Below are 22,070 nucleotides of genomic sequence, written 5' to 3'. Positions count from 1 at the left end.
TATGAGCATTGTAGATCTAGATTCGGTAGATTTGACATTTCATATCAGAAAAGACGCTAGTTTGAAAGATGTTTTATTTCGGAAAAACACTGTTCAATCCCCAGGACAAAAAAATTAATGCGTTAAAAAAAAATAAATCTAACTATTAGAGATGGTGAACGTGTTGGAATTATTGGTCATAATGGGGCTGGAAAAAGTTCATTACTTAAATTAATTGCTGGTATTTACCCACCTACAGGAGGAAAGTTGCAAGTTGAGGGGAATATTGCATGTTTATTTGAACTAGCCACAGGTTTTGAAATGGAAGCTACGGGATGGGATAACATATATCTTAGGGGACTAATGCTAGGTGAACATCCTAAAAGTATAAAAAGTAAAACGAAAGAAATTGCGGAATTCAGTGGGTTAGGTGATTATCTGAACGTTCCAGTTAAGTACTACTCCTCAGGCATGTTTATGAGACTGGCTTTTTCCATATCAACAGCTATTAAACCGGACATACTACTGTTGGATGAAGTTATCGCTGCTGGTGATGCCGCGTTTTTAGAAAAAGCCGAAAGAAGAATGAAAGAACTAATGGGCAGTGTTAAAATTCTAGTGTTTGTAACGCATTCTATGAAATCGTTAAAAGATTTTTGTAATAAATGTATTTGGTTGGAGAAAGGTGAAGTAAGAATGATCGGGGGCACTGAGGAAGTATCTCGGGCATATCTCGAAGCTATGCTGCCAAACGGCTGATGGAGGGAAAGAATTTTGTTGAAAGCGGATATATTTTTAGAAGATCAAGTTATTAATTATCCTGAAAATTTTATAGAAAATCCTCTTGTTAGTGTAATCATGCCTACTTATTGTCGGGGAGATAATGGTATGCTGGCAAGAGCTATTGAGAGTGTGTTAAATCAGACTTACGAAAATTTCGAATTAATAATAGTTGACGATGGTTCAATTGATAGCACATCAGGCGTTATTAAGAAATTTCAAGAGAGTGACGACAGAATAATACACATAAGACATGACTTGAACTGCGGTTTGCCGGCTTTACGGGTCAACGAAGGATTAATGCTTGCCAGAGGGAAATATGTAGCATATCAGTTTGATGATGATCAATGGGTTAAAGAGACACTCGATATTTTATTACAGGAAAGTGAAAGTTGTACAACGCCTACTCTGGTTTATGGTAACTGCATTTATAGACAGGATGGTAATGAATATATTTTTGGTGGGACTTTCAGTTATTCAACATTAATTGAACAAAATATAATTGCTAATAATACGGTAATGCATCCAATCACTTTATTTAAACATTTTGGCGGGTATGATTGCCATGTCTTAATGAGGAGATTATGTGATTGGGATCTTTGGATAAGATGGGCTAAAAAAGTTCCATTTAAACATATTAATAAAACTGTTAGCATCGTAGAAGCTGGAGAGGAATTCTCTTTGGGCCAAACAGTTCCTTATGACTTGACGACCTTTAGAGTGGTAAATAATCTAAATAGGGATTATAAATTAACACCCGAAACATTAAGGTCTTATGAATGTTTTTCTGTAGAACATTTAAAGGATTATGTTGGACGTACAGAACTTAATAAAATATATACACAACAAATATTACCCTGGGCTTTAAGGCATCGGGCCATATTGAAGGAAAATGGAATTGAGGTATCATACTCATTAGACGAATTAAAAACTATGTTAGTAACGAAATTTCAATATGATACAAATATTGATATTACAATTAATAATTTTAACGATTTTTGGAGCAATTTATTATTCACAACTTTTGTTCCTGAATCACAATTAACATCCAAGTTGCATGATAAAAATTGATGTGGTTCTCTTAAACAGAACATGTAGTAATAATAGTAGTTTATTTTTAAAAGATAGCATAAATTATGGGAATGCTTCAATATACTCTCTTGATGATGATTTACTATCTTTTCACAAATTAAGTGAATCTTTTTTCTTATCTTGCCCCAGGATCAGAAATGTACAAAGAATTGGAGGGACAATTACAGCAATCAGATATTGTTGTTTCATACTCTCCTCATATAACAAGTTCTATAGAAAAGTATAATTCGCGAGTAATAGAATTAAAAACTAATATCCAGAGTAAGTTTTTAAACAAAGAATATAATGAGCAAGATGAAAATGTTATTAAGATTGCATTTGCTGGAGGTAGCGCTAGGAATAAAGAATTTATGACTCTTTGGCCTGCTTTGGAGCGAATCTCGATTGAATATAAAGATCAAGTTGAATTTCACTTCTGGGGAATAGATATATCAGAGATGCAACCGTTAAACTCTCCTACTTATACAAAGCCATTTACTACAAGTTATAATGAATATCTAAATTGTTTAACTGATGCTTGTTTTCAAGTAATGCTGGCCCCTTTGTTTGATGATAACAATGTTAAACTTTCAAAGAGTCCTATTAAGTATTTGGAGATTACCGCAGCAGGAGCAATAGGAGTATATTCAAATGTATTTCCGTATAGAGATATTACTGACGGATTGACGGGTATAAAAGCTAGGAATACCGCTGAGGAATGGTATTTGGGCATAAAGAAAGCTCTAGTAATGGGCCAAAAGAATAGATCAAGATTATTTGAGAATGCTAGAAAAGATGTAATAAAAAAATTATTCTAGTGAAGAACAAGTATATGGTATGTTAGCGGCTATTGAAGCGGCCGTGTTTCATGCTAAAACTAGAAGTAAAAAGAAATGCTGAAGGAAAGCCCAAGGTGGCCTTTTTCTGCCATTCTCCCTACTTGGGAGGAGGAGAGAATCATCTGTTGCGACATGCTCAACTTATGCTCAAATATGGTATCAAGCCGATTTGGTGCTTGCCGGATTATTTTAGTAGTATTGAGGAGAAAAACACTGAAATAGCTAGAAAATTAGGTTTTGATATTGCCTATCTGCCAATAAGGGTAATGACAGAACCCGAAAACTTTGAGCTAAATAAAGAAAGTGTTTCCATACTATCAGCTTGGCTTCAGACTCAAAATATCTCGCTTGTTCACTCAGTTACCCTTATGCCGGAACTATCTGCCGCTGCTAAAATTCTCGATATTCCCTTGGTGTCTAGTTTATATGCAGTTAACTTAAGAGAGGGGCATGGGGACTGGAATTCTTTTAGTGATGTTGTTCATTCAGACTCAGTTCTTTACTCCAATATTTGGTCGAGAATATTCGATGTTCCTAGTAAATGTATACGCAGTTGGATTCCTCAGGAATACTTCGAGATTGGACAAGAGAAGTTAGATGGTACTTTGCGCTTTTCTAAAGAAAAAAATAAAAAATTGTAATATCCGGAACACTTCAAGCAAGAAAAGGCCAACTACAAGCAATAACGTCTGTAGGTGAGTTGAAACTTAAAGGTATTAATGTTGAGCTTCACTTGTTTGGTTATAAAAACTTTTTTTCCAGAATATATCGAGGAATGCTATAAGGAAATACACAAGTATAATCTACATGACAATGTATTTTTTACATGGTTTTAAGGATAGACCAGTAGAGTATTTACGAAATGCTGATATTCTATTATGTACAAGTGATTTTGAATCGTTACCTCAGGCAGTTCTTGAGGCTATGGCTGCAGGCGCTTTAATTATTTCTACTCCTGCTGGAGGAATACCGGAGATGATTATAGACAACTATACAGGAATAATTATTAAAGATAACCAGCCTTGGAATATTTCAGACGGAATTATGAGAGCATTATCATTTGATGAACAAAAAAATCTCTAGAATATTAAAAAAATGCGTATAAATTAGTAAGGAATGAATGCAAATCAGATAGAGTGGCTTACGAGTTGATAAGCTTATACAATAAGGCATTTAAAAAATAAAATTTTAAATCTCATGACGAGTAAGGGTGAAAATGAAAATATAAATAAATATGATGTCGGACATGAAAATTATATCTATGAAGATAAAAAGTTGGATATTGAAAATGATTTTTTTTAATCCGGTAACATTAATTAGAAACAGACGTTCTTACGATATTAAAAATACAAAAAAAACAAGTGGTGTGGTTTCTCTTTTATAGCAGGAACACATGGTGAAATTCATGATGGGTGTATTGATATCCTTGTTTATTCGACGAACAACACTTATAGTCCTATGAGAACCGTCTCCATAGATATGGGTACACTTAAAGATAACGAATTTCATGATATTATATTTGAACCGATCTTAAATTCCAAAGAACAGCAATTTCACATTGATTTTGTTTTTTCATTATAAGAAAAAAAAAGAAAAAAAATAGCTTTATATGAGCAGGGAATCAGAAGTAATAGAGTAGCATCTATTCAAAAAACAACTTAGACGTAAAGGTGAACTTTTAGTAGGTAGGTTAATATATAAAAGCTAGGAGTGCATTCCATAATGAAACTGGATTTAGGATGTGGAACTAATAAACAGATGGGATTTATAGGAGTAGATCGTTTTCCTTTACCAGATGTTGATGTAGTAGCAGATATAGATAAGGGATTACCATTTGATGATAATTCGATAGATACAATATTTGCTTCCCACTCATTGGAACATGTACTGGACTTAACAGGTGCAATGAAAGAAATTTATAGAGTATGTAGACACGGGGCACAAATCTGTATCGTGGCTCCTTATAGTGAACAGAAGTTGAATATTTCCAATCCTTATCATTTACACTGCTTTAATGAGCATACACCTAGGTTTTGGACTACATCACCGAATACTTTAATACCCCAAGAACAATGGGTCCATCCCCATGCATCGGCCTGGGGACTAGGCGAGAGTGATCATCATGAACTTAATATCGATTTAAGATGTGTGAAAATGGAGTTTTTTTTATTTTCCAGAATATATTAATTTATCTCAGGAAGATCAAATTCAAGCTAGAAAACACCAAATTGATGTATGTGATCAGATTATGTATCATCTACTTGTTGTCAAAGAGGAAATAGATGAAAATCAACTATGTAAAATGGTAGAAGAAATATCATGGTATGATCCTCCACTAATAAGTAATAGAAGACTAAAAGATAAAACAACAGTACAATCCAATAAGTTAAATGCTTTGGCTGAGGAAAACATCATACTGAAAGAACAACTGTTAAGCATAGAGCAGGCTAAACAAAAGATTGAGAATAAGTTAAATGAAGGTCTTGAAACTATCAAAAGCACAATGGAGAAAACTGGACAACTTACACAGCAAAAGGAAGAATTATTAAGAGAATTTAGGACGATGGATCAATCGTATTCCGATCTCAAATGTAAATACCAACAACAAATTAATTCAAGTAAAATTCTTGAGGAAGAGTTAGAATCGTTAAAAGCAAGTAAATATATGAGGTTTAAACAATTTTTTTAATCCTGCAGCAGATTTATGGCCATTGGTGGGGTCTCCGTTTCAATTGTTTAAAGATCAATCTTTAATTTATGGATACAAATCAAAAAAATCTCGATTAGTTTTAGGAGAATGTGTCCCAAATACTAACTATATTTGGTTTGAGTTAGGTAAACTACCATCAGGGTGTTTAACTGGCATATCTTTAGCTATTAGTTGTAGAATTCAGCCTCAAAACGGAATGATGGGTATTGAAATTGTTGAAAATGCTAACCGAATAATTGCTTCTTCGTCAGTTGAGGCGTTGAAAATTAATAACCACCATCCTGTTTCGTTTGAGTTTGATCTGGTTAGTATCGACACTAGTATTAATAATTATTCATTAAGAGTTTTTCTTAAAAATGTGGACGTGCCAATAAAAATGTATGTTTTTCAAAATAGAATTAAAAAACATAGTAAACCTTTTGTTTATTTCAAATGGGAGGAATTAAATTGAAATTGCTGGTTACTGGCGGTGCTGGTTTTATTGGAAGTAATTTTATTCGATATATGAGCATGGCTTATCCCGAGTACACCATTTTAAATGTTGATAGTTTAACGTATGCAGGGAATCTAAACAATTTGAATATTGTCGAAAATTCACAAAACTACCATTTTTTATAAATTGAGTATCACTCAAAAAGATGAATTGGAAACACTGTTTCAGCAAGGGGTAGATATAGTAGTCAATTTTGCAGCCGAATCGCATGTAGATCGCAGTATTATGGATCCTAACATTTTTGTAATGACTAATATCGTAGGCACTCAAACCTTGCTTGAGTTATCCAAAACATATAATGTACAAAAATATGTCCAGATCTCTACAGATGAGGTCTATGGTTCTCTGGGGAAAACGGGTTTATTCAGCGAAAGCACTCCGCTTGCTCCTAATAGTCCTTATTCTGCAAGTAAAGCGGGAGCGGATTTACTTGTAAGAGCTTATCATGAAACCTATGGCCTACCTGTAAATATTACTAGATGCTCTAATAATTACGGACCTTATCAGTTTCCGGAAAAGTTGATACCGTTGATGATAATCAATGCATTGAATGACACAAAACTCCCAGTGTACGGGGATGGACTTAATGTAAGGGACTGGCTCCATGTGAAGGATCACTGTCGTGCGATTGATCTGGTCATTCATAACGGTGTTTCGGGTGAAGTCTATAATATAGGCGGGAATAATGAGTATACGAATATAAATATCGTTAAACTTATACTGGAACTGCTTGATAAACCGGATTCTCTAATTGAATACGTGGAGGACCGTTTAGGCCATGACAAACGTTATGCCATTGATGCAACTAAAATTAAATCTGAACTTAACTGGCAGCCACTATATAATTTTGAAACGGGCATTAGAGAATCTGTTCAGTGGTACCTTGAAAATGAACAATGGTGGACTGAAATACTCAATGGTTCTTACCAGAATAAAAATTAATACATTTTAAATTTAAAACCTCTTTGGAAATGAACAATCACCCAATGAATTGGATATGCATAATTTGTATGGTGATTGTCTTTGTTGATATGGAGCTTAGACTCCGTCTGCATTTCTCAGGGAGGTTTCTTTCATGAAGATGCTCGTCACCGGCGGTGCCGGCTTTATTGGCAGTAATTTTGTTTTATATATGATGCAGCAACACCCGGAGTACAAGATCATCAATATGGATGCTCTCACGTATGCAGGAAATCTGGAAAATCTGAAAACGGTTGAGAATGAATCAAACTATACCTTTATTCAAGCGGATATTGCGGATAAAGAAGCTGTGGATCGGATTTTCCAACAGGGAATTGACGTAGTCGTAAACTTTGCAGCCGAATCCCATGTGGACCGCAGTATTTTGGAGCCGGAAGTGTTTGTGAATACGAATGTACTCGGCACTCAAGTACTTCTGGATGCCGCAAAAAAATACGGAGTAACCAAGTTCGTTCAGGTATCTACGGATGAGGTGTACGGTTCGTTAGGCGAAACGGGTTTGTTCTCGGAGACAACGCTGCTTGCACCGAATAGTCCATATTCTGCTAGCAAAGCAGGCGGTGATTTGCTCGTTCGGGCTTATCATGAGACCTATGGCTTGCCTGTTAACATTACCCGCTGCTCCAACAACTATGGACCGTATCAGTTTCCAGAGAAGCTTATTCCGCTGATGATCTCTCGTGCCCTGAACGACGAGGCATTGCCGATCTATGGCGATGGCATGAATATCAGAGACTGGTTGTACGTGGAGGATCATTGCAGCGCGATTGACCTGGTTATTCATCAAGGCCGGAGCGGGGAAGTATACAACATCGGGGGGAACAACGAGCGTACCAATCTGCACATCGTGAAAACGATCCTACACGAGCTTGGTAAGCCGGAGTCGCTAATTACGTACGTTGAGGATCGTCCTGGCCATGACCGTAGATACGGCATTGATCCTACAAAAATTACGGAAGAGCTTGGCTGGAAGCCGAAGTTTAACTTCGAGACCGGTATTCAGGAAACGATTCGGTGGTATTTGAACAACAAAGACTGGTGGACCCGGATTCAATCCGGTGCTTACCGCGAGTACGTATCCAAACAATACGGCAGCCGCTTGGGTGGAAATCAATGAAGGTACTCGTAACTGGAGCCCGGGGACAGCTTGGCCAGGATGTCGTTACCATATTTCAAAAGGCTGGCCATGATGTTATCGCTTGCGACCGGAAGGAGTTAGATATCACGGATCTGGAACGGAGCCGGAAGGTTGTATCCACGCATGGCCCTAAAATCATTATCCACTGCGCTGCATATACTGCCGTTGATGCAGCAGAAACCGACGTCGACGGTGCTTATCTGGTGAACGCCGTGGGGTCGCGGAATATCGCGCTTGCCGCTGAAGATGCTCAGGCGAAGCTGGTGTATATCAGCACGGACTATGTCTTTGACGGCAAGGGCGAGCAGTCTTATCACGAGTACGACAATACCGATCCGCAAAGCATTTATGGAAAATCCAAACGTGCAGGTGAGATTTTGGTGCAAAACCTTTGCTCCAAGTGGTTTATTGTGCGGACCTCTTGGGCATTTGGTTTGTACGGCAACAATTTTGTCAAAACGATGCTCCGCTTGGGCCGGGAGAAGCCGTTGCTGCAGGTGGTCCATGACCAGACAGGCTCACCGACCTATACCGTCCATCTTGCCCGTTTTTTACTGGACCTGGCAGCTACCGAGAAATATGGCGTCTACCATGCTTCCAATAGCGGCGCTTGTACCTGGTATGAGTTCACCGAGGCGATTATGGAAGAGGCACGTGAATTGCTGGGATGGCCAATTACAGCTACGCTGGAGCCATGCACGACGGACCAGTTCCCAAGGCCGGCTCCGCGCCCGGCCAATTCCGTTATGGAGCATTTATCTATTCGTACGAACGGTTTTGAGGATTTGCCGCACTGGCGTGAAGGGTTGAGACAGTTTTTGCTGGCTATGCGACACGACCCTGACTTATACTTACAGTAATACAGCGATTGATGAAGCCGGATCTGTATGATCGGGCTTTTTCGTATGAGCATGCTCGTTGGTTTTAGGGAGGTCGCCTTATCATGAAAAGAGTACAGGTCTTGCTGTCCGCCTACAATGGTGAACTATACATAGCAGAGCAGTTGAAAAGCATTATGGGGCAGAGCTGGCCCCAGGTCACGGTGCTTGTCAGGGATGATGGATCGACTGACGGCACTGTGGACGTCGTTAAACGTACAGCCGTAGAGCACCCCGGCAGAGTTGAGCTCATTCAGGGCTCTAATCTCGGCGTGGTCGGTAGTTTTTTTTGAATTGTTGGCGAAATCCGATTCACAAGCCGACTACTACTGCTTCTGTGATCAGGATGATGTTTGGCTCCCCCACAAAATTGAGACTGCCGTTTCGAGGCTGGAAGCAAGTACCGAGACCGAGCAGCCAGCGATGGTGTTTACTTCTACTGAGCTTACAGACGGTGAGTTGAATCCAAAAGGGATCTGGCCGAAACCGCAGCAAAGAGAGCCGTCCTTTTACAATGCACTCTATGAAAACGTGGCGATTGGGGCTACGATTACGATGAACAAGGCGGTCCGTAATCTTTTCGTGGATCATGATCGACCAGACAGCCGAAAGATACTGATGCACGATTGGTGGTTTTACTTGCTCGTATCTTCGTTTGGACAGGTGATTTACGATCACGAGCCATCCATGCTATATCGACAGCATGGCAGCAATGTGGTAGGGGGCAGCAACTCTCCGATCGGGAAATTAAAAGGCAAACTTAGAAGCTTTCAAAAGCATACAGGTAAAGGCTTGCTCCATCTCCAAGCCTCGGAGTTTAACCGTATATATGGGGAGCTACTAAACCCTGATCTGAAAGAGCAGTTGGACTTGTTCCTAAGGCCCCGGCCCCGGCTTATCCAACGGATCAGGTATGTCCGAAACAGCAAATTGCACAGGCAATCCAAAGCAGAGAGCCTGTTATTCAAAATTTTAATTATAATAGGCTTTATATAGATCTACAGTTGCCAAAATACACCGATATATAAGCTCCCATTATGCTATAATGTCGATAGATTGAACTTTTTGTCAGGAGATCTGAAAAACCATGGATTTAAGCATTTTGATCGTCAACTACAATACTTGTCAGTTAACGGTGGACTGCCTGCGGTCGGTATTCTCGTCCAAGACGGAATACGACTATGAGGTCATCGTGATCGACAACCATTCGAAGGACAAGTCGGTGGAGACGATACGCGAGCTGTTTCCGCAGGTGAGACTCATCGTGAACGGGGAGAATACGGGATTTGCCAAAGCGAACAACCAGGGGATGGCTATATCCCGAGGACGTTATATCCTGCTGCTTAATTCCGATACGGTCGTGTTGGAGGACACGCTCCAAACGATGGTGGCCTTCATGGACAACAATCCGATGACCGGAGCTTCGGGCTGCAAGGTCGTCCTGCCGGACGGCTCCCTGGATAAAGCGTGCAAAAGAGGCTTTCCCACGCCATCGGCTTCCTTTTATTATGCCTTCGGGTTCAGCAAGCTGTTTCCGGACAAGCCGAGGTTTAACCAGTACCAACTCGGTTACCTGGACCCGGATCAGGAATATCCCGTCGACTGCCTGGTCGGGGCTTTTATGCTTGTACGCCGGGAAACCATCGAGCAGATTGGCGGGCTTGACGAAGAATTTTTCATGTACGGGGAAGACATCGACTGGTGCTACCGGATCAAGGAAGCGGGCTGGGGCATTCACTATTATCCGCGAACGCAGATCATTCATTATAAAGGCGGCAGCGCCCGCCGTCGGCCCGTGAAAATCATTTACGAGTTTCACCGGGCCATGATTTTGTTTCACCGCAAGCATTATCGCAAGAAATACAACATATTCGTTAACGGAGCGGTTTACCTGGGCGTAGGGCTGAAAATGTTGCTAGCGCTGCTGTCCAACCGCATCAAACCCGCCCGTCCGGCCGTCAGGCCAGCCGCATCATCATCGGGTGTCGAGGTGAAATCATGATCCGCAAGAATCAAGGCTTTCTGACCAAACTGTATATGCTGACGGATTTCGTCTTTATCCAGCTGTCGTTTCTGCTCGCGTGGTGGATCAAGTTCGAAAGTGCCTGGTTTCCTTATGAGAGACCGCTGCCGATCGAGACGTATGCGATGTGGAGCATCGTGTACGGCATCGTAGCCATCACGGTGGGGGTCATGGTTTCGCTCTACTCGCCGAAGCGAAAGAAGCGGTTTGCCGATGAGTTTTTGAAAATTTTCCAGACCCACTTCATTGGCATGTTCATCCTGCTCAGCTTGATGTTCTTCGTCAAAGAGGTCAATATTTCCCGTTGGTACCTGGCCATTTATATGGTCCTTAACGTGATCAGCATCATTTTATACCGCTACTTCCTCAAGAAAACCCTGAAGCATTACCGTGAAAAAGGCTATAACCGCCAGTTCGTGCTTATCGTCGGAGCGGGTACGCTCGGCAAAACCTTTTACGGCAATCTTAAACAATACCCCGAGCTGGGTTACGAGGTCATCGGGTTTCTGGACGACTATCAGCAGTGGAGCGAGGAAGAGGCGAAGCGCTATAAGCCTATCCTCGGCACGGTGGACGAATTGGATGCCATCCTGAGCCAAAAACTGATTGACGAAGTCGTGCTGGCGCTTCCGCTGAATGCCCATCATAAATACCCGGATATCATTAACGCCTGCGAAAAAGCCGGCGTCCGTACGCTGATCATCCCGGATTTCTTCGACTTTTTGCCGGCCCGGCCGATGTTCGACAACTTTGCGGGCATGCCGATGATTAACGTGCGCGACATCCCGCTCGATTTGGTGGGTAACCGCCTGTTTAAGCGGATGTTCGATATCGCTTTTTCCTTGATCGCGATCTTGATCACGCTGCCGGTGATGATATGCATTTATATCGGGGTGAAGCTGACCTCCCCGGGACCCGCGATTTTCAAGCAGGAACGCGTAGGGTTAAACCGCCGGACGTTTTATATGTATAAATTCCGCTCCATGAAACCTCTTCCGGAGGGCGTGGAGGATACGGGCTGGACGGTCGCCAATGATCCGCGCCGCACCAAGTTCGGTTCCTTCCTGCGCAAAACCAGTCTCGACGAGCTGCCGCAGTTTTTCAACGTGCTGTTCGGCCACATGAGCGTGGTCGGTCCGAGGCCGGAACGTCCATATTATGTCGAGCAGTTCCGTGAGGAAATTCCGAAATACATGGTGAAGCACCATGTGCGTCCGGGCATTACGGGCTGGGCGCAGAGCAACGGGCTCCGCGGAGATACTTCCATTGAAGAGCGGATCAAGCATGACATCTTCTATATTGAAAACTGGTCTATTCTGTTTGATATCAAAATCATTTTGCGCACGATCCGCAACGGCTTCAAAAACGCATACTAACCCAAAAACGAACAACCATCATAAGCCCGTTTCCTATTTCTATGGGAGGACGGGCTTTTTCGTCCATCTATGCCCATTTGTAAGAAAAAAATGTTCGCATTTTATGCGAACATCAAATTGACTTGATCCCCGTGCTATCATAGACTTGTTTTAGTAGGTTACCCGTTAACGTGGAGGAATGACGTTGAAAGACTTAATCAAGCCCTGGAGGCATGTGTTCAAACTCGATCCCGAAAAAGAAATCCATGACGAAACGCTAGATAGGGTATGCATGTCGGGAACCGATGCGATTATGGTAGGAGGTTCCACCGGAGTCACGTATGAAAATACCGTGGATCTGCTGTCCCGCGTCCGCCGCTATGAACTGCCGTGCGTGCAGGAGGTATCCGATTTGGAAGCCGTCGTGCCGGGTTTTGATCTATATATGGTTCCCGTAGTACTAAATACGTCCGATACGACCTGGATCCTGGATCGACACCGCGAGGGCATCGAGCGTTATGGCTACATGATCCCTTGGGATCTGGTCGTGGCCGAAGGCTATATCGTGCTGAACCCGGAGGCTACCGTGGCGAAGCTGACGAAGGCCGAATGTTCCTTAAGCGAAGAGGCTGTGGCGGCGTATGCACAGATTGCGGACAAGCTGATGTATTTGCCAGTGGTTTATCTGGAATACAGCGGTGTTTTCGGAGATATGGAAACGGTGAAAAGAGTCCGCCGATCCATCGAGGATGCCCAGCTGTTTTACGGCGGCGGCATTACTACGGCCGAACAGGCTGCTCAAGCAGCCTCTGCTGCGGATACCGTTATTGTCGGCAATATCGTATATGACAACTTGGATCATGCGCTTGCCACCGTAAAAGCCGTTAAAGGCTGACACCTGACAAGATTCCCGAGGATCCGAGGATGTCGCACGTCCAAGAGATTGGGAAAATTAATTTTCTAGCGCAAAATCGATCGTACCTGCGGGTTCCGTTCTCCGGCCGTTTGGCAACGAGCTGATCGACAAAGGCTCCAGCCGAGAGAAGGTTTACGATACCGTATAGCCGAGCCGATACGAATACGTCGTTCAACCGTAAACCAGCTCGTTTTGGAAAATGGACCTCGTAACTCTTCATCTACTGTACTTCAACCGTGCTTCACTTACCCACCATACTAACAAAAGCAGGAGGCAACTGTAATATGCAGCCGATTAACATACACGAGGCGGTTCAGCGCCTCAACCCTCCGCAGCGGCAGGCGGTCGAAGCGACCGACGGACCGCTGCTCATCATGGCCGGAGCGGGCTCCGGCAAGACTCGGGTGCTTACGCACCGGATTGCTTACCTGATCGCCACGCGTAAAGCTCCGCCGTGGAGCATTTTGGCCATTACGTTTACGAATAAAGCCGCGCGCGAGATGCAGGAACGGGTGTCCAAGCTTGTCGGCGAGGAAGGCCGGGATATCTGGGTGTCCACGTTCCACTCCATGTGCGTCCGCATTCTGCGCAAGGACATCGATCGGATCGGCTTTACATCCAACTTCAGCATTCTGGATTCCACCGACCAGCTGTCGGTTATCCGGAACTGCATGAAGCATTTTAACATTGACACGAAAAAAATTCGAGCCGAAAGCGATTCAAGCCGCCATGAGCACGGCAAAGAACGAACTGGTGACTCCGCAGCAGTATGAGCAGAAAGTGGGGGACTATTTTGAAGGCATCGTCGCCAAAGTGTACACCGAGTACCAAAAGCGCCTGAAGAGCAACAACTCGCTCGACTTCGACGACCTGATCATGGCCACGATTCAGCTGTTTAAGGAAGTGCCGGAGGTGCTCGATTTCTATCAGCGCAAATTCCAGTACATCCATGTTGACGAATACCAGGATACCAACCGGGCGCAGTACATGCTCTGCCGGATGCTGGCCGACAGCCATCACCGCATTTGCGTGGTCGGCGACAGCGACCAGTCCATCTACCGCTGGCGCGGAGCGGACATCAGCAATATTTTGAATTTTGAAGAGGATTACCCGGAAGCCCGGACGATCCTGCTTGAACAAAACTACCGCTCCACCTCCAATATTTTGAACGCGGCGAACAATGTCATCTCCCTGAACACGGGCCGCAAGCCGAAAAACCTGTGGACCGATCAAGGGGAAGGGCCAAAAATCAAAGTATTCCGCGGGGACACGGAGCATGATGAAGGTTACTTCGTCACATCCGAAATCAACAAAAACATCAAAGAAGGCAAATCCTATCAGGATCATGCCATTTTGTACCGCACGAACGCCCAGTCCCGGGTGATCGAGGAAATTTTGATCAAGTCGGATATTCCGTACCAGATCGTCGGCGGCATCAAGTTCTATGACCGCAAAGAAATTAAGGACATGCTTGCGTACCTGCGCCTCATTTCCAACCCGGACGACGATATCAGCCTGACAAGGATCATCAACGTGCCCAAAAGAAGCATAGGCGACACGACCGTCGGCAAGCTGGCGGCTGCGGCGGGGGAACGGGGAACGTCGATCTTCCGCGTGCTTGAAGTGGTGGACGATCTCGGATTTGCCAGCCGTACGCGCAACGCGCTGGTCGAGTTCTACGACATGATCGCTCAGCTGCACCGGATGGTCGAGTTCCTGTCGGTGACGGAGCTGACGGAAAAAATGCTCGAGATGTCCGGCTACCGTACGGAGCTCCAGGCTGAGAATACGATCGAATCCCGCTCCCGGCTGGAGAACATCGACGAGTTCCTGTCCGTCACGATGGAGTTCGAAAAGAACAACGAGGATAAATCGCTGGTCTCCTTCCTGACCGACTTGGCTCTGATCGCGGACATCGACTCCATGAACGACGAGGAAGAAGACCGCGACGACGCGGTCGTGCTCATGACTATGCACAGCGCCAAAGGGCTGGAGTTCCCGGTCGTCTTCATCATCGGCATGGAGGAGGGCGTGTTCCCGCACAGCCGTGCGTTCATGGATAACGAGGAGCTGGAGGAAGAACGCCGTCTTGCCTATGTAGGTATTACCCGCGCCGAGAAACAGCTGTTCCTTTCCTGTGCGCGGATGCGGACCTTGTTCGGTCGAACGACCGCCAACCCGCCGTCCCGCTTCCTGGATGAAATTCCGGAAGAACTGAAGGAAGACACCCAGATCGCGCACGACCGCTACCGCCGGGGTGGCAACGTCGGCGGTTCGTATGCAGGTCGCGGTTTTGGCAGCGGGAGAGGCAGCAACTTCGGGGGAGGGAACAGAGCCCGGGACCTGTCGCTTGGCGGCTCAACCGCATCGGCTGCTGCTGTGCAAAAGAGCCGCGTCACCGTTACAACGGGAGCGCCTTCGAGATCGGCGGCGGCCGGTGGCAGCGAAGGCGGCTTCAAAGCCGGGGATAAAGTATCCCACGGCAAATGGGGAACCGGTACGATTGTGTCCGTTAAAGGCACCGGCAATGATATGGAACTGCAGATTGCGTTCCCGGCGCCGGTGGGCGTGAAACGCCTGCTTGCCGGGTTTGCGCCGATTACCAAGGTGGAATAAAAGCAAGCGGAGGGCAGTGGTGGCGAGGAATGAAACGTCACCGGCATGTGATGGTGCATCATGGGCTGCAAAGGTGCCGTCGGCTGCGATAGTATGCCACAAATGTGCAAAAGGGCTTCACGGTGAGCAATGGTGTGCCACAGATGTCCAAAAGGCTAGGGTGAGAAGATGGTGTGCCATAGACGTCTAAAGGCGCTACGGGGCGAGTGATGGTACGACTAAGGTGCGGGATGAGACTACCGAGTACAATAGTACGTCACAGACGATATCGTAGTGGAGGGTTTGGACGAGTCCAAATCCGTCACGATCATATCCAGCGAGTATAAAAGGCGCCACGGCGAGCGATGATGTGCGCGAATGCGTGTAAATGCGCGTGAGCATGTGAAGGGCGTGTGGTCGGCTTTTTAAACCTGAGACAACGTGGGAAGCCTATGAAATAGACTATGGGGTTGAGGTTAAGCAAATTTAACGAACATAGGATCCGTTAAAGTAAACAATTGGCGGGAAATACGCCAGAATGACTCGAATAACGGAACTCATGTCCTTTAAAATCTAATTTTGGCTTCAAAATCCGATTTAACGGATCTCATGTCCGTTAGGTTTTCAGTGGAATGCCAGGAACGTCCCCACGCCCGTGCTCAGTGGAATGCCAGGGTCGCCCCAACGCCCGTGCCGTGAGTCCCATACCAGAGCCCAACGCCCTGTTGTGCATGCGACCAGCCGCCTTGCTGCGCATGAGTCCAGCACCCCTGCTGCGTATATTGTATAAATTTAAGGAGGATTGCCCCTGCATGGATGTCAAGGAAAAGATGGAGAAGCTCATTGCGGAGCTGAACAATTACAATTACCATTACTACACGCTGGATCAGCCGCTTGTGAGCGACAAAGAGTATGATGCGCTGTACGACCAGCTGGTAGCGCTGGAGCAGGAGACCGGAACGACGCTCCCGGATTCCCCGACCCAGCGGGTAGGCGGGGAGATTTTGAAAGGCTTTGTGCCGCACCGCCACTTGGCTCCGCTGTGGAGCCTTGACAAGGCCCAAAACATCGAGCAACTCCGGACCTGGCATGACCGTGTGGTCCGTTTGGTCACCGACTTCAACAACAAGAATCCCGACAATCCTCTTCCGTCTCCCTGCTACGCGCTGGAGCTGAAATTTGACGGCCTTACCCTCAATCTTACCTATACGGACGGCAAACTGGTACAGGCATCAACTCGAGGCAACGGGGTTGTCGGGGAAGGCATTTTGGCCCAGGTGAAGACCATTAAATCGGTGCCGCTGACGATTCCCTATAATCAAGGAACGATTGAGGTTCAAGGCGAAGGCATCATGAATTTGTCCGTGCTGGAGGAGTACAACAAAACCGCGGCCGAACCGCTCAAGAACGCTCGCAATGCGGCAGCTGGCGCGCTTCGCAACCTGAATCCGAAGGTGACGGCGGAGCGGAAGCTGAACGCCTATTTTTACAACGTCGGTTACTCCGACAACAAGAAGTTCAAGGACCATAAAGAAATGATGGATTTCCTGAGCGAGAACCGTTTAAAGGTCAATCCGTACATTTTCTATTTTGAGAATTTTGACGACGTGATGGAGCAACTGGCCGATATTGAAACCCGCCGTTCGGAACTGGACTACCTGATCGACGGAGCGGTGCTGAAGCTGACCGATTTCCGGACCCGGGAGGCTTTGGGATATACGGATAAGTTCCCCCGTTGGGCGGTTGCTTATAAGTTCGAGGCCGAGGAAACGACAACCATCCTGCAATCCGTGACCTGGAATGTCGGACGAACCGGGAAAATCACGCCGCTTGCGCGGGTCGAGCCGGTGGAACTTGCCGGAGTAACGGTTCAGAACTGCACGTTGAATAACGTCGGCGACATTGAACGCAAAAACCTCAAGTTCGCCCTCGGAACGCGCGTGTTCATCCGCCGCTCCAACGACGTGATCCCGGAAATTCTAGGCAAGGTGACGGAGGAAAACGACGGGGAAGAGATTCTGTATCCCGAGTCTTGCCCGGCATGCGGTTTCCCGCTTGAGCAGCGGGGCGCGCATTTGTTCTGCAACAACAAGACGGGCTGCAAGCCGCAAATTGTTGCGCGGATCACGCATTTTGCTTCCCGCGATGCCATGGACATCGAGACGTTCAGCGATAAAACTGCGATTCAGCTGTACGAAGAGCTGGGCGTGCGCGAGCCGGCCGATCTGTACACGCTTGGTTTTGAAAGCTTGGTCAAATTGGAACGTTTCGGCGAGAAAAAGGCCCGGAATCTGTTGGATGCGATCGAAAAGAGCAAGGGGCGGGATCTGGCGTCGTTCTTGTACGCGCTTGGCATTCCGAATACAGGCAAATCCACGACCAAAATGCTGGCCGATCACTACCGCGATCTCCATCGCGTAATGGAGGCGACCGCAGAGGAACTTGTGGAGCTACCGGACGTTGGCGGCATCGTAGCGGACAGCATTGCCGGTTATTTTGCCGACCCGTTTGCAAGAGCAAGCATCGAGAAAATGCTTTCCCTCGGCGTGCAGGCGAAGGCGCCGGAGACCCCGCGCCCTGTGAGTACGGACTCTTTTTTCAGCGGCAAGACGGTCGTTCTTACCGGTACGCTTCATCTCCTTACGCGTGAGGAAGCCACAGAAAAGCTCGAGGCGCTCGGCGCCAAAGTGACCGGCAGCGTATCGAAAAAGACGGATTTGGTCATTGCCGGAGAGAAGGCGGGGAGCAAGCTGGCCAAAGCACAGCAACTGGGCATCCAGGTGATTGAGGATGAAGAAGAGTTTGTGCGATTGCTGAACGAGTAAATAAATTGTAAAGGTAATTAAATTTTAAAAAAGACGGTAAGGAATTACAAGTCCTTGGTATTATCCCCTTCTAGTAGACAAGAGAAAAAAAGACATCTGGTAAGATGGATTTAATCTTGTTGAACGGAGGGGATTTTTCATGGCCAAAAAAGGACAAACCTTTCGGCAGTACTCCTTGGAGTTAAAGATGGAGGCAGTCCGGTTGGTGTATGAGGAGCATATGAGCATCCGTGAAGTGGCGAAACAGTTGGGCATTCGTAGTAAATCTCAAGTACAAACCTGGGCGGCGAAATATCGAACAGGCGAGATTTTAGAGCCAACTGCCACAAGACGAGGACGGCCGAAAACGAAGTTTTCCAGTATTGAAGAAGAAATGGCATACCTACGGGCGGAGATTGAATATTTAAAAAAGCAGTATCCCAATCTACACAAGGAGTGACGAAGAGAGCAGCTAGGTACGGAATCATCGAGGAAATGCGAAAGAGATTTTCGCTGAATTGGTTATTGGAGTTAGCAAATGTTTCACGGGCGGGCTATTACAAATGGGAGAAAAGCTCAGCAGACTGCCAGACAGCGTAAAGAAAAGGAAAACCTACTGGAAGCTCATATGTTGTCGCTCTACCGCCTTCATCCCTATTTTGGTTATCTGCGTATGACCGTTGCTTTACGGAAAGAAGGCTTCTTAGTTAACGTCAATTTCAGGCTGATGCTCCTTTATCTAAGCTGGTTACCGACATTACATACATACGTGTTGGAGAGCGTTTTGTCTACCTTTCGGCTATCCAAGATCTGTTTAACAACGAAATCGTGGCTTGGCGTCTTTCGGAACGAAATGATCTTGCCCTGGTTAGCGAAACATTAGAGGCACTAAGTAAGGACGTAAATTTGGAGGGAGTTATTCTCCATTCAGATCAGGGATTTCAATACACCTCCAAGCCATTCAACCATAAACTTAAAGGACTTGGGATCCTCGGAAGCCATTCCAAACGCGGAAACTGTCTGGACAATGCCTGTATAGAGTCCTTCTTTTCTCATCTGAAGACGGAAAAGATTTTTTTAAGCAAACCCGAAACCTTAGCTGAGGCAGAACAACAGGTACGCGAGTATATTTCATTTTATAATCAAAGTAGATTTCAGAAAAAATTAAACAACCGTTCCCCGGTCGAATACCGAGAAACGGTTGCTGCTTAAAAGTGTCTTTTTTGTTCTGTCTACTTGACAGGGGTATGACCAGATTGTGCAGCCGATAAGTGTCTTCATAGTATTGATGGATAAAAACAGGCGCCACGGCAAGACTGTATCAACCTCTGACTCGCTTGTGCACGTGATGCTATTCTTTGGACCACTGCTCAATTTTCGCATCAGATGGCAGAAGGAAGGCGAGCAGACCAAGCAGCGGGAGAAAGCTGGCCGCAATCATGACGTTGCCGATACCCCATGCGTCCCCAAAGTTGCCAAGCGCCAGCGAGCCGACGCCGCCCATGCCGAAGGCAAAGCCCGTAATCAGGCCCGAAACGGTGCCGATATTTCCCGGATGCAGCATTTGGGCGTACACGACAGTAACGGAAAAGCTCGACAGCAGGATAAATCCGCCGATAAGAAGCAGAACAGCCGCCCAGAAAGGCGTGGCAAAAGGCAAAACGATTGCAATTGGAGCCGTGCCGATCATGGAAAGCATGATCATATTCCGTCGACCGAAACGGTCGGCGAGCGGTCCGCCGAAGAACGTGCCGAGCGCACCCGAAGCCAGAAACAGAAAAATGTAGATTTGGGCATCGTCAATCGATATTTTGTAGGCATCCATCAGATAAAAGGCATAATAGCTGCTGATGGCAGCTCCGTACCAGGAACGCACAAAAACAAGGATAACGAGTACCATGGTGGCGTTCCAGATACTTTTTCGCCGGGCAGGGTCCATTAACCGGGCCTGAGCGCGTTTTTTTGAACGTGTAGCCGGAATCGAGCATTTGCTTATACCAGCGGGCTACATAGCTTTGAACGACTATGCCTGCGGCAGCTACGATGGTAAAGCCGAGTGCCCCGATCTGGCCAAAAGGAACAAAAATATAACGGGTCAGCAGCGGTGCCAAGGACTGTCCTGCGTTTCCCCCAACCTGAAATATGGACTGGGACAGGCCCTTTCTCATTCCTGCCGCCATATGGGCGACCCGCATCCCTTCCGGATGAAAGGTTGCGGAACCGAGTCCGATCAGCACGACGGAGAAAAGCACCCATATGTAGGATCCCGCATAAGCCAGAATAAATACTCCGGCAAAAGTGAAACACATCCCTATGGGAAGAAGAATCGGCGTCGGCTTTCGGTCGGCCGCATAGCCGATAACCGGCTGGATGATCGAAGAAGTAAAGTTGATTGCGAAGGAGATCCAGCCGATCTGCGTAAAGGTAAGCAGCAGGTTATCCTTTAATATCGGAAAAATAGCGGGGATCACCGACTGGATCGAATCATTGAATAAATGAACAAAGCTGATCGCCAGCAAAATCCGGTATACCGTTTCCTGCCCCGTGCCGCTTGGAGCAGATTTGGGCAATGAAGCCGGTTTGGCGAGGCTCAGCGGTTTATCCGCCATTCCATTCAACTCCTTTCGTTACTTATGGTTTCATATAGTGAATGCGATGAACTTACATTAAAACCTTTTCTAATGGAAATCAATGCAAAAGTATTTGCTGTTTGTTTTTATAAAGATGCTCAAGCCTCAGGCTTTGAAATAATTTGCGTGGCTCTTAATCATTCGTTTTCTAATTTATAAGCAGAAGGGAGGAGAGGGAATATATCCGCGAGATGATGTAACAGCCTCACTGGCGGAGAGGGCGCAGATGTAGCTGGATTGTTATTTTGTCGAAATAAGCATGTCGCTTGGTTAACGATGCGGATCTGCAGGATATAATTGGAATGCATTATTTTAAGAAAAGTGCTTGATATATAACTGCAGCCGTGATATATTATTTCTTGTCGCTTCTGACGCTGAATTAAATAACTTTTAGCTGGCGTCGAAAGTTGTCGAAAAAAGTGTTGACAGCAATCGAGACACTTGATATAATAAGTACCTACGCTGATGAGTCGTTGTTAAACGAAATACAAGGCGTAACAAGTTCCTTGAAAACTGAACAAATGGAACACGTCAATGAAACAAAAGCAACGTGAATACGTTAGCTTCTAAATGAGCAAGTCAAACTTCGGATGGAACACCTCATCACCTTCGGGTATGAGCCTCCTTCCGATCCTTATTGGAGAGTTTGATCCTGGCTCAGGACGAACGCTGGCGGCGTGCCTAATACATGCAAGTCGAGCGGAGCTGATGAGGTGCTTGCACCTCAGATGCTTAGCGGCGGACGGGTGAGTAACACGTAGGCAACCTGCCCTCAAGACTGGGATAACTACCGGAAACGGTAGCTAATACCGGATAATTTATTTCGCCGCATGGCGGAATAATGAAAGACGGAGCAATCTGTCACTTGAGGATGGGCC

At 45.7% G+C, this 22,070-nt stretch carries 16 protein-coding genes, 1 rRNA gene and 4 pseudogenes; 20 read left to right on the top strand and 1 reads right to left on the bottom strand.

Annotated features, from left to right (window positions below; translation table 11 throughout):
* The first annotated feature begins 132 nt into the window (after positions 1–132).
* The 19 genes and pseudogenes from XI25_RS04555 (at position 133) to XI25_RS04465 (ending at position 19,774) form a co-directional block, all read left to right on the top strand.
* A complete protein-coding gene (locus XI25_RS04555; RefSeq protein ID WP_152669064.1) occupies positions 133–738 on the top strand; it encodes an ABC transporter ATP-binding protein in 606 nt (201 codons plus the stop codon).
* 15 nt (positions 739–753) lie between these two features.
* On the top strand, positions 754–1,830 hold the full coding sequence (locus XI25_RS04550) for a glycosyltransferase family 2 protein (protein WP_046677570.1): 1,077 nt from the start codon (positions 754–756) through the stop codon (positions 1,828–1,830).
* Between the two features lie 158 nt (positions 1,831–1,988).
* Entirely contained in the window at positions 1,989–2,648 is a 660-nt protein-coding gene (locus XI25_RS04545; RefSeq protein WP_046677569.1) for a hypothetical protein, read from the top strand.
* A 50-nt stretch (positions 2,649–2,698) separates the two neighbouring features.
* Entirely contained in the window at positions 2,699–3,310 is a 612-nt protein-coding gene (locus XI25_RS04540; RefSeq protein WP_046677568.1) for a hypothetical protein, read from the top strand.
* A gap of 166 nt (positions 3,311–3,476) precedes the next feature.
* Positions 3,477–3,752: a glycosyltransferase gene (locus XI25_RS04535; protein WP_046677567.1), complete on the top strand. Its 276-nt coding sequence runs from the start codon at positions 3,477–3,479 to the stop codon at positions 3,750–3,752.
* 639 nt (positions 3,753–4,391) lie between these two features.
* Positions 4,392–4,856, top strand: coding sequence for a class I SAM-dependent methyltransferase (locus XI25_RS04530; protein ID WP_052759445.1), 465 nt, complete (start codon positions 4,392–4,394; stop codon positions 4,854–4,856).
* A 61-nt stretch (positions 4,857–4,917) separates the two neighbouring features.
* The gene (locus XI25_RS04525) at positions 4,918–5,358 is read left to right on the top strand and encodes a hypothetical protein (protein WP_046677566.1); all 441 of its coding nucleotides are present in this window, start codon (positions 4,918–4,920) and stop codon (positions 5,356–5,358) included.
* 43 nt (positions 5,359–5,401) lie between these two features.
* Positions 5,402–5,830 (top strand): hypothetical protein, encoded by a 429-nt coding sequence (locus XI25_RS04520; protein ID WP_152669063.1) that lies wholly within the window; start codon positions 5,402–5,404, stop codon positions 5,828–5,830.
* A pseudogene (rfbB, locus tag XI25_RS04515) lies at positions 5,827–6,814 on the top strand (dTDP-glucose 4,6-dehydratase). The gene XI25_RS04520 and the pseudogene rfbB (XI25_RS04515) overlap by 4 nt, the downstream one beginning before the upstream one ends.
* A gap of 133 nt (positions 6,815–6,947) precedes the next feature.
* Positions 6,948–7,970, top strand: a complete 1,023-nt coding sequence (gene rfbB / locus XI25_RS04510) for a dTDP-glucose 4,6-dehydratase (protein ID WP_046677412.1) — start codon at positions 6,948–6,950, stop codon at positions 7,968–7,970.
* Complete coding sequence (gene rfbD / locus XI25_RS04505) at positions 7,967–8,851, top strand: dTDP-4-dehydrorhamnose reductase (RefSeq protein ID WP_046677413.1); 885 nt, start codon at positions 7,967–7,969, stop codon at positions 8,849–8,851. Before rfbB (XI25_RS04510) ends, rfbD begins: the two co-directional genes overlap by 4 nt.
* A gap of 83 nt (positions 8,852–8,934) precedes the next feature.
* On the top strand, positions 8,935–9,162 hold the full coding sequence (locus tag XI25_RS34110) for a glycosyltransferase (RefSeq protein ID WP_235439656.1): 228 nt from the start codon (positions 8,935–8,937) through the stop codon (positions 9,160–9,162).
* Between the two features lies 1 nt (position 9,163).
* Positions 9,164–9,865: a glycosyltransferase family 2 protein gene (locus XI25_RS04500; protein ID WP_235439655.1), complete on the top strand. Its 702-nt coding sequence runs from the start codon at positions 9,164–9,166 to the stop codon at positions 9,863–9,865.
* Positions 9,866–9,956: 91 nt separating this feature from the next.
* Complete coding sequence (locus tag XI25_RS04495) at positions 9,957–10,871, top strand: glycosyltransferase family 2 protein (protein WP_046677415.1); 915 nt, start codon at positions 9,957–9,959, stop codon at positions 10,869–10,871.
* Complete coding sequence (locus XI25_RS04490; RefSeq protein WP_046677416.1) at positions 10,868–12,268, top strand: undecaprenyl-phosphate glucose phosphotransferase; 1,401 nt, start codon at positions 10,868–10,870, stop codon at positions 12,266–12,268. The genes XI25_RS04495 and XI25_RS04490 overlap by 4 nt, the downstream gene beginning before the upstream one ends.
* 184 nt (positions 12,269–12,452) lie before the next feature.
* Positions 12,453–13,142, top strand: coding sequence for a heptaprenylglyceryl phosphate synthase (locus tag XI25_RS04485; RefSeq protein WP_046677417.1), 690 nt, complete (start codon positions 12,453–12,455; stop codon positions 13,140–13,142).
* A 305-nt stretch (positions 13,143–13,447) separates the two neighbouring features.
* Positions 13,448–15,779: pseudogene (pcrA, locus tag XI25_RS04480) on the top strand (DNA helicase PcrA).
* 791 nt (positions 15,780–16,570) lie between these two features.
* Positions 16,571–18,583, top strand: a complete 2,013-nt coding sequence (gene ligA, locus XI25_RS04475; RefSeq protein ID WP_046677419.1) for an NAD-dependent DNA ligase LigA — start codon at positions 16,571–16,573, stop codon at positions 18,581–18,583.
* Between the two features lie 139 nt (positions 18,584–18,722).
* A pseudogene (locus XI25_RS04465) lies at positions 18,723–19,774 on the top strand (IS3 family transposase).
* Between the two features lie 139 nt (positions 19,775–19,913).
* Here XI25_RS04465 and XI25_RS04460 read toward each other — a convergent pair.
* A pseudogene (locus XI25_RS04460) lies at positions 19,914–21,171 on the bottom strand (MFS transporter).
* Between the two features lie 655 nt (positions 21,172–21,826).
* Here XI25_RS04460 and XI25_RS04455 point away from each other — a divergent pair.
* Positions 21,827–22,070: ribosomal RNA gene (locus tag XI25_RS04455) — 16S ribosomal RNA — on the top strand; the annotation flags it as partial.

It is taken from the genome of Paenibacillus sp. DMB20 (genome assembly GCF_000987955.1).
Classification (GTDB): Bacteria; Bacillota; Bacilli; order Paenibacillales; family Paenibacillaceae; genus Paenibacillus_AQ.
This window is presented reverse-complemented; position numbering and strand designations above follow the sequence as displayed.

Bases quoted from the DNA above. Each gene is read 5' to 3' on its own strand.
- XI25_RS04495 (WP_046677415.1), top strand. From the start codon at position 9,957: ATGGATTTAAGCATTTTGATCGTCAACTACAATACTTGTCAGTTAACG.
- XI25_RS04540 (WP_046677568.1), top strand. From the start codon at position 2,699: ATGCTAAAACTAGAAGTAAAAAGAAATGCTGAAGGAAAGCCCAAGGTG.
- XI25_RS04525 (WP_046677566.1), top strand. From the start codon at position 4,918: ATGTATCATCTACTTGTTGTCAAAGAGGAAATAGATGAAAATCAACTA.
- XI25_RS04545 (WP_046677569.1), top strand. From the start codon at position 1,989: ATGTACAAAGAATTGGAGGGACAATTACAGCAATCAGATATTGTTGTT.
- XI25_RS04530 (WP_052759445.1), top strand. From the start codon at position 4,392: ATGAAACTGGATTTAGGATGTGGAACTAATAAACAGATGGGATTTATA.
- rfbD (WP_046677413.1), top strand. From the start codon at position 7,967: ATGAAGGTACTCGTAACTGGAGCCCGGGGACAGCTTGGCCAGGATGTC.
- XI25_RS04490 (WP_046677416.1), top strand. From the start codon at position 10,868: ATGATCCGCAAGAATCAAGGCTTTCTGACCAAACTGTATATGCTGACG.
- ligA (WP_046677419.1), top strand. From the start codon at position 16,571: ATGGATGTCAAGGAAAAGATGGAGAAGCTCATTGCGGAGCTGAACAAT.
- XI25_RS04535 (WP_046677567.1), top strand. From the start codon at position 3,477: ATGACAATGTATTTTTTACATGGTTTTAAGGATAGACCAGTAGAGTAT.
- XI25_RS34110 (WP_235439656.1), top strand. From the start codon at position 8,935: ATGAAAAGAGTACAGGTCTTGCTGTCCGCCTACAATGGTGAACTATAC.
- rfbB (WP_046677412.1), top strand. From the start codon at position 6,948: ATGAAGATGCTCGTCACCGGCGGTGCCGGCTTTATTGGCAGTAATTTT.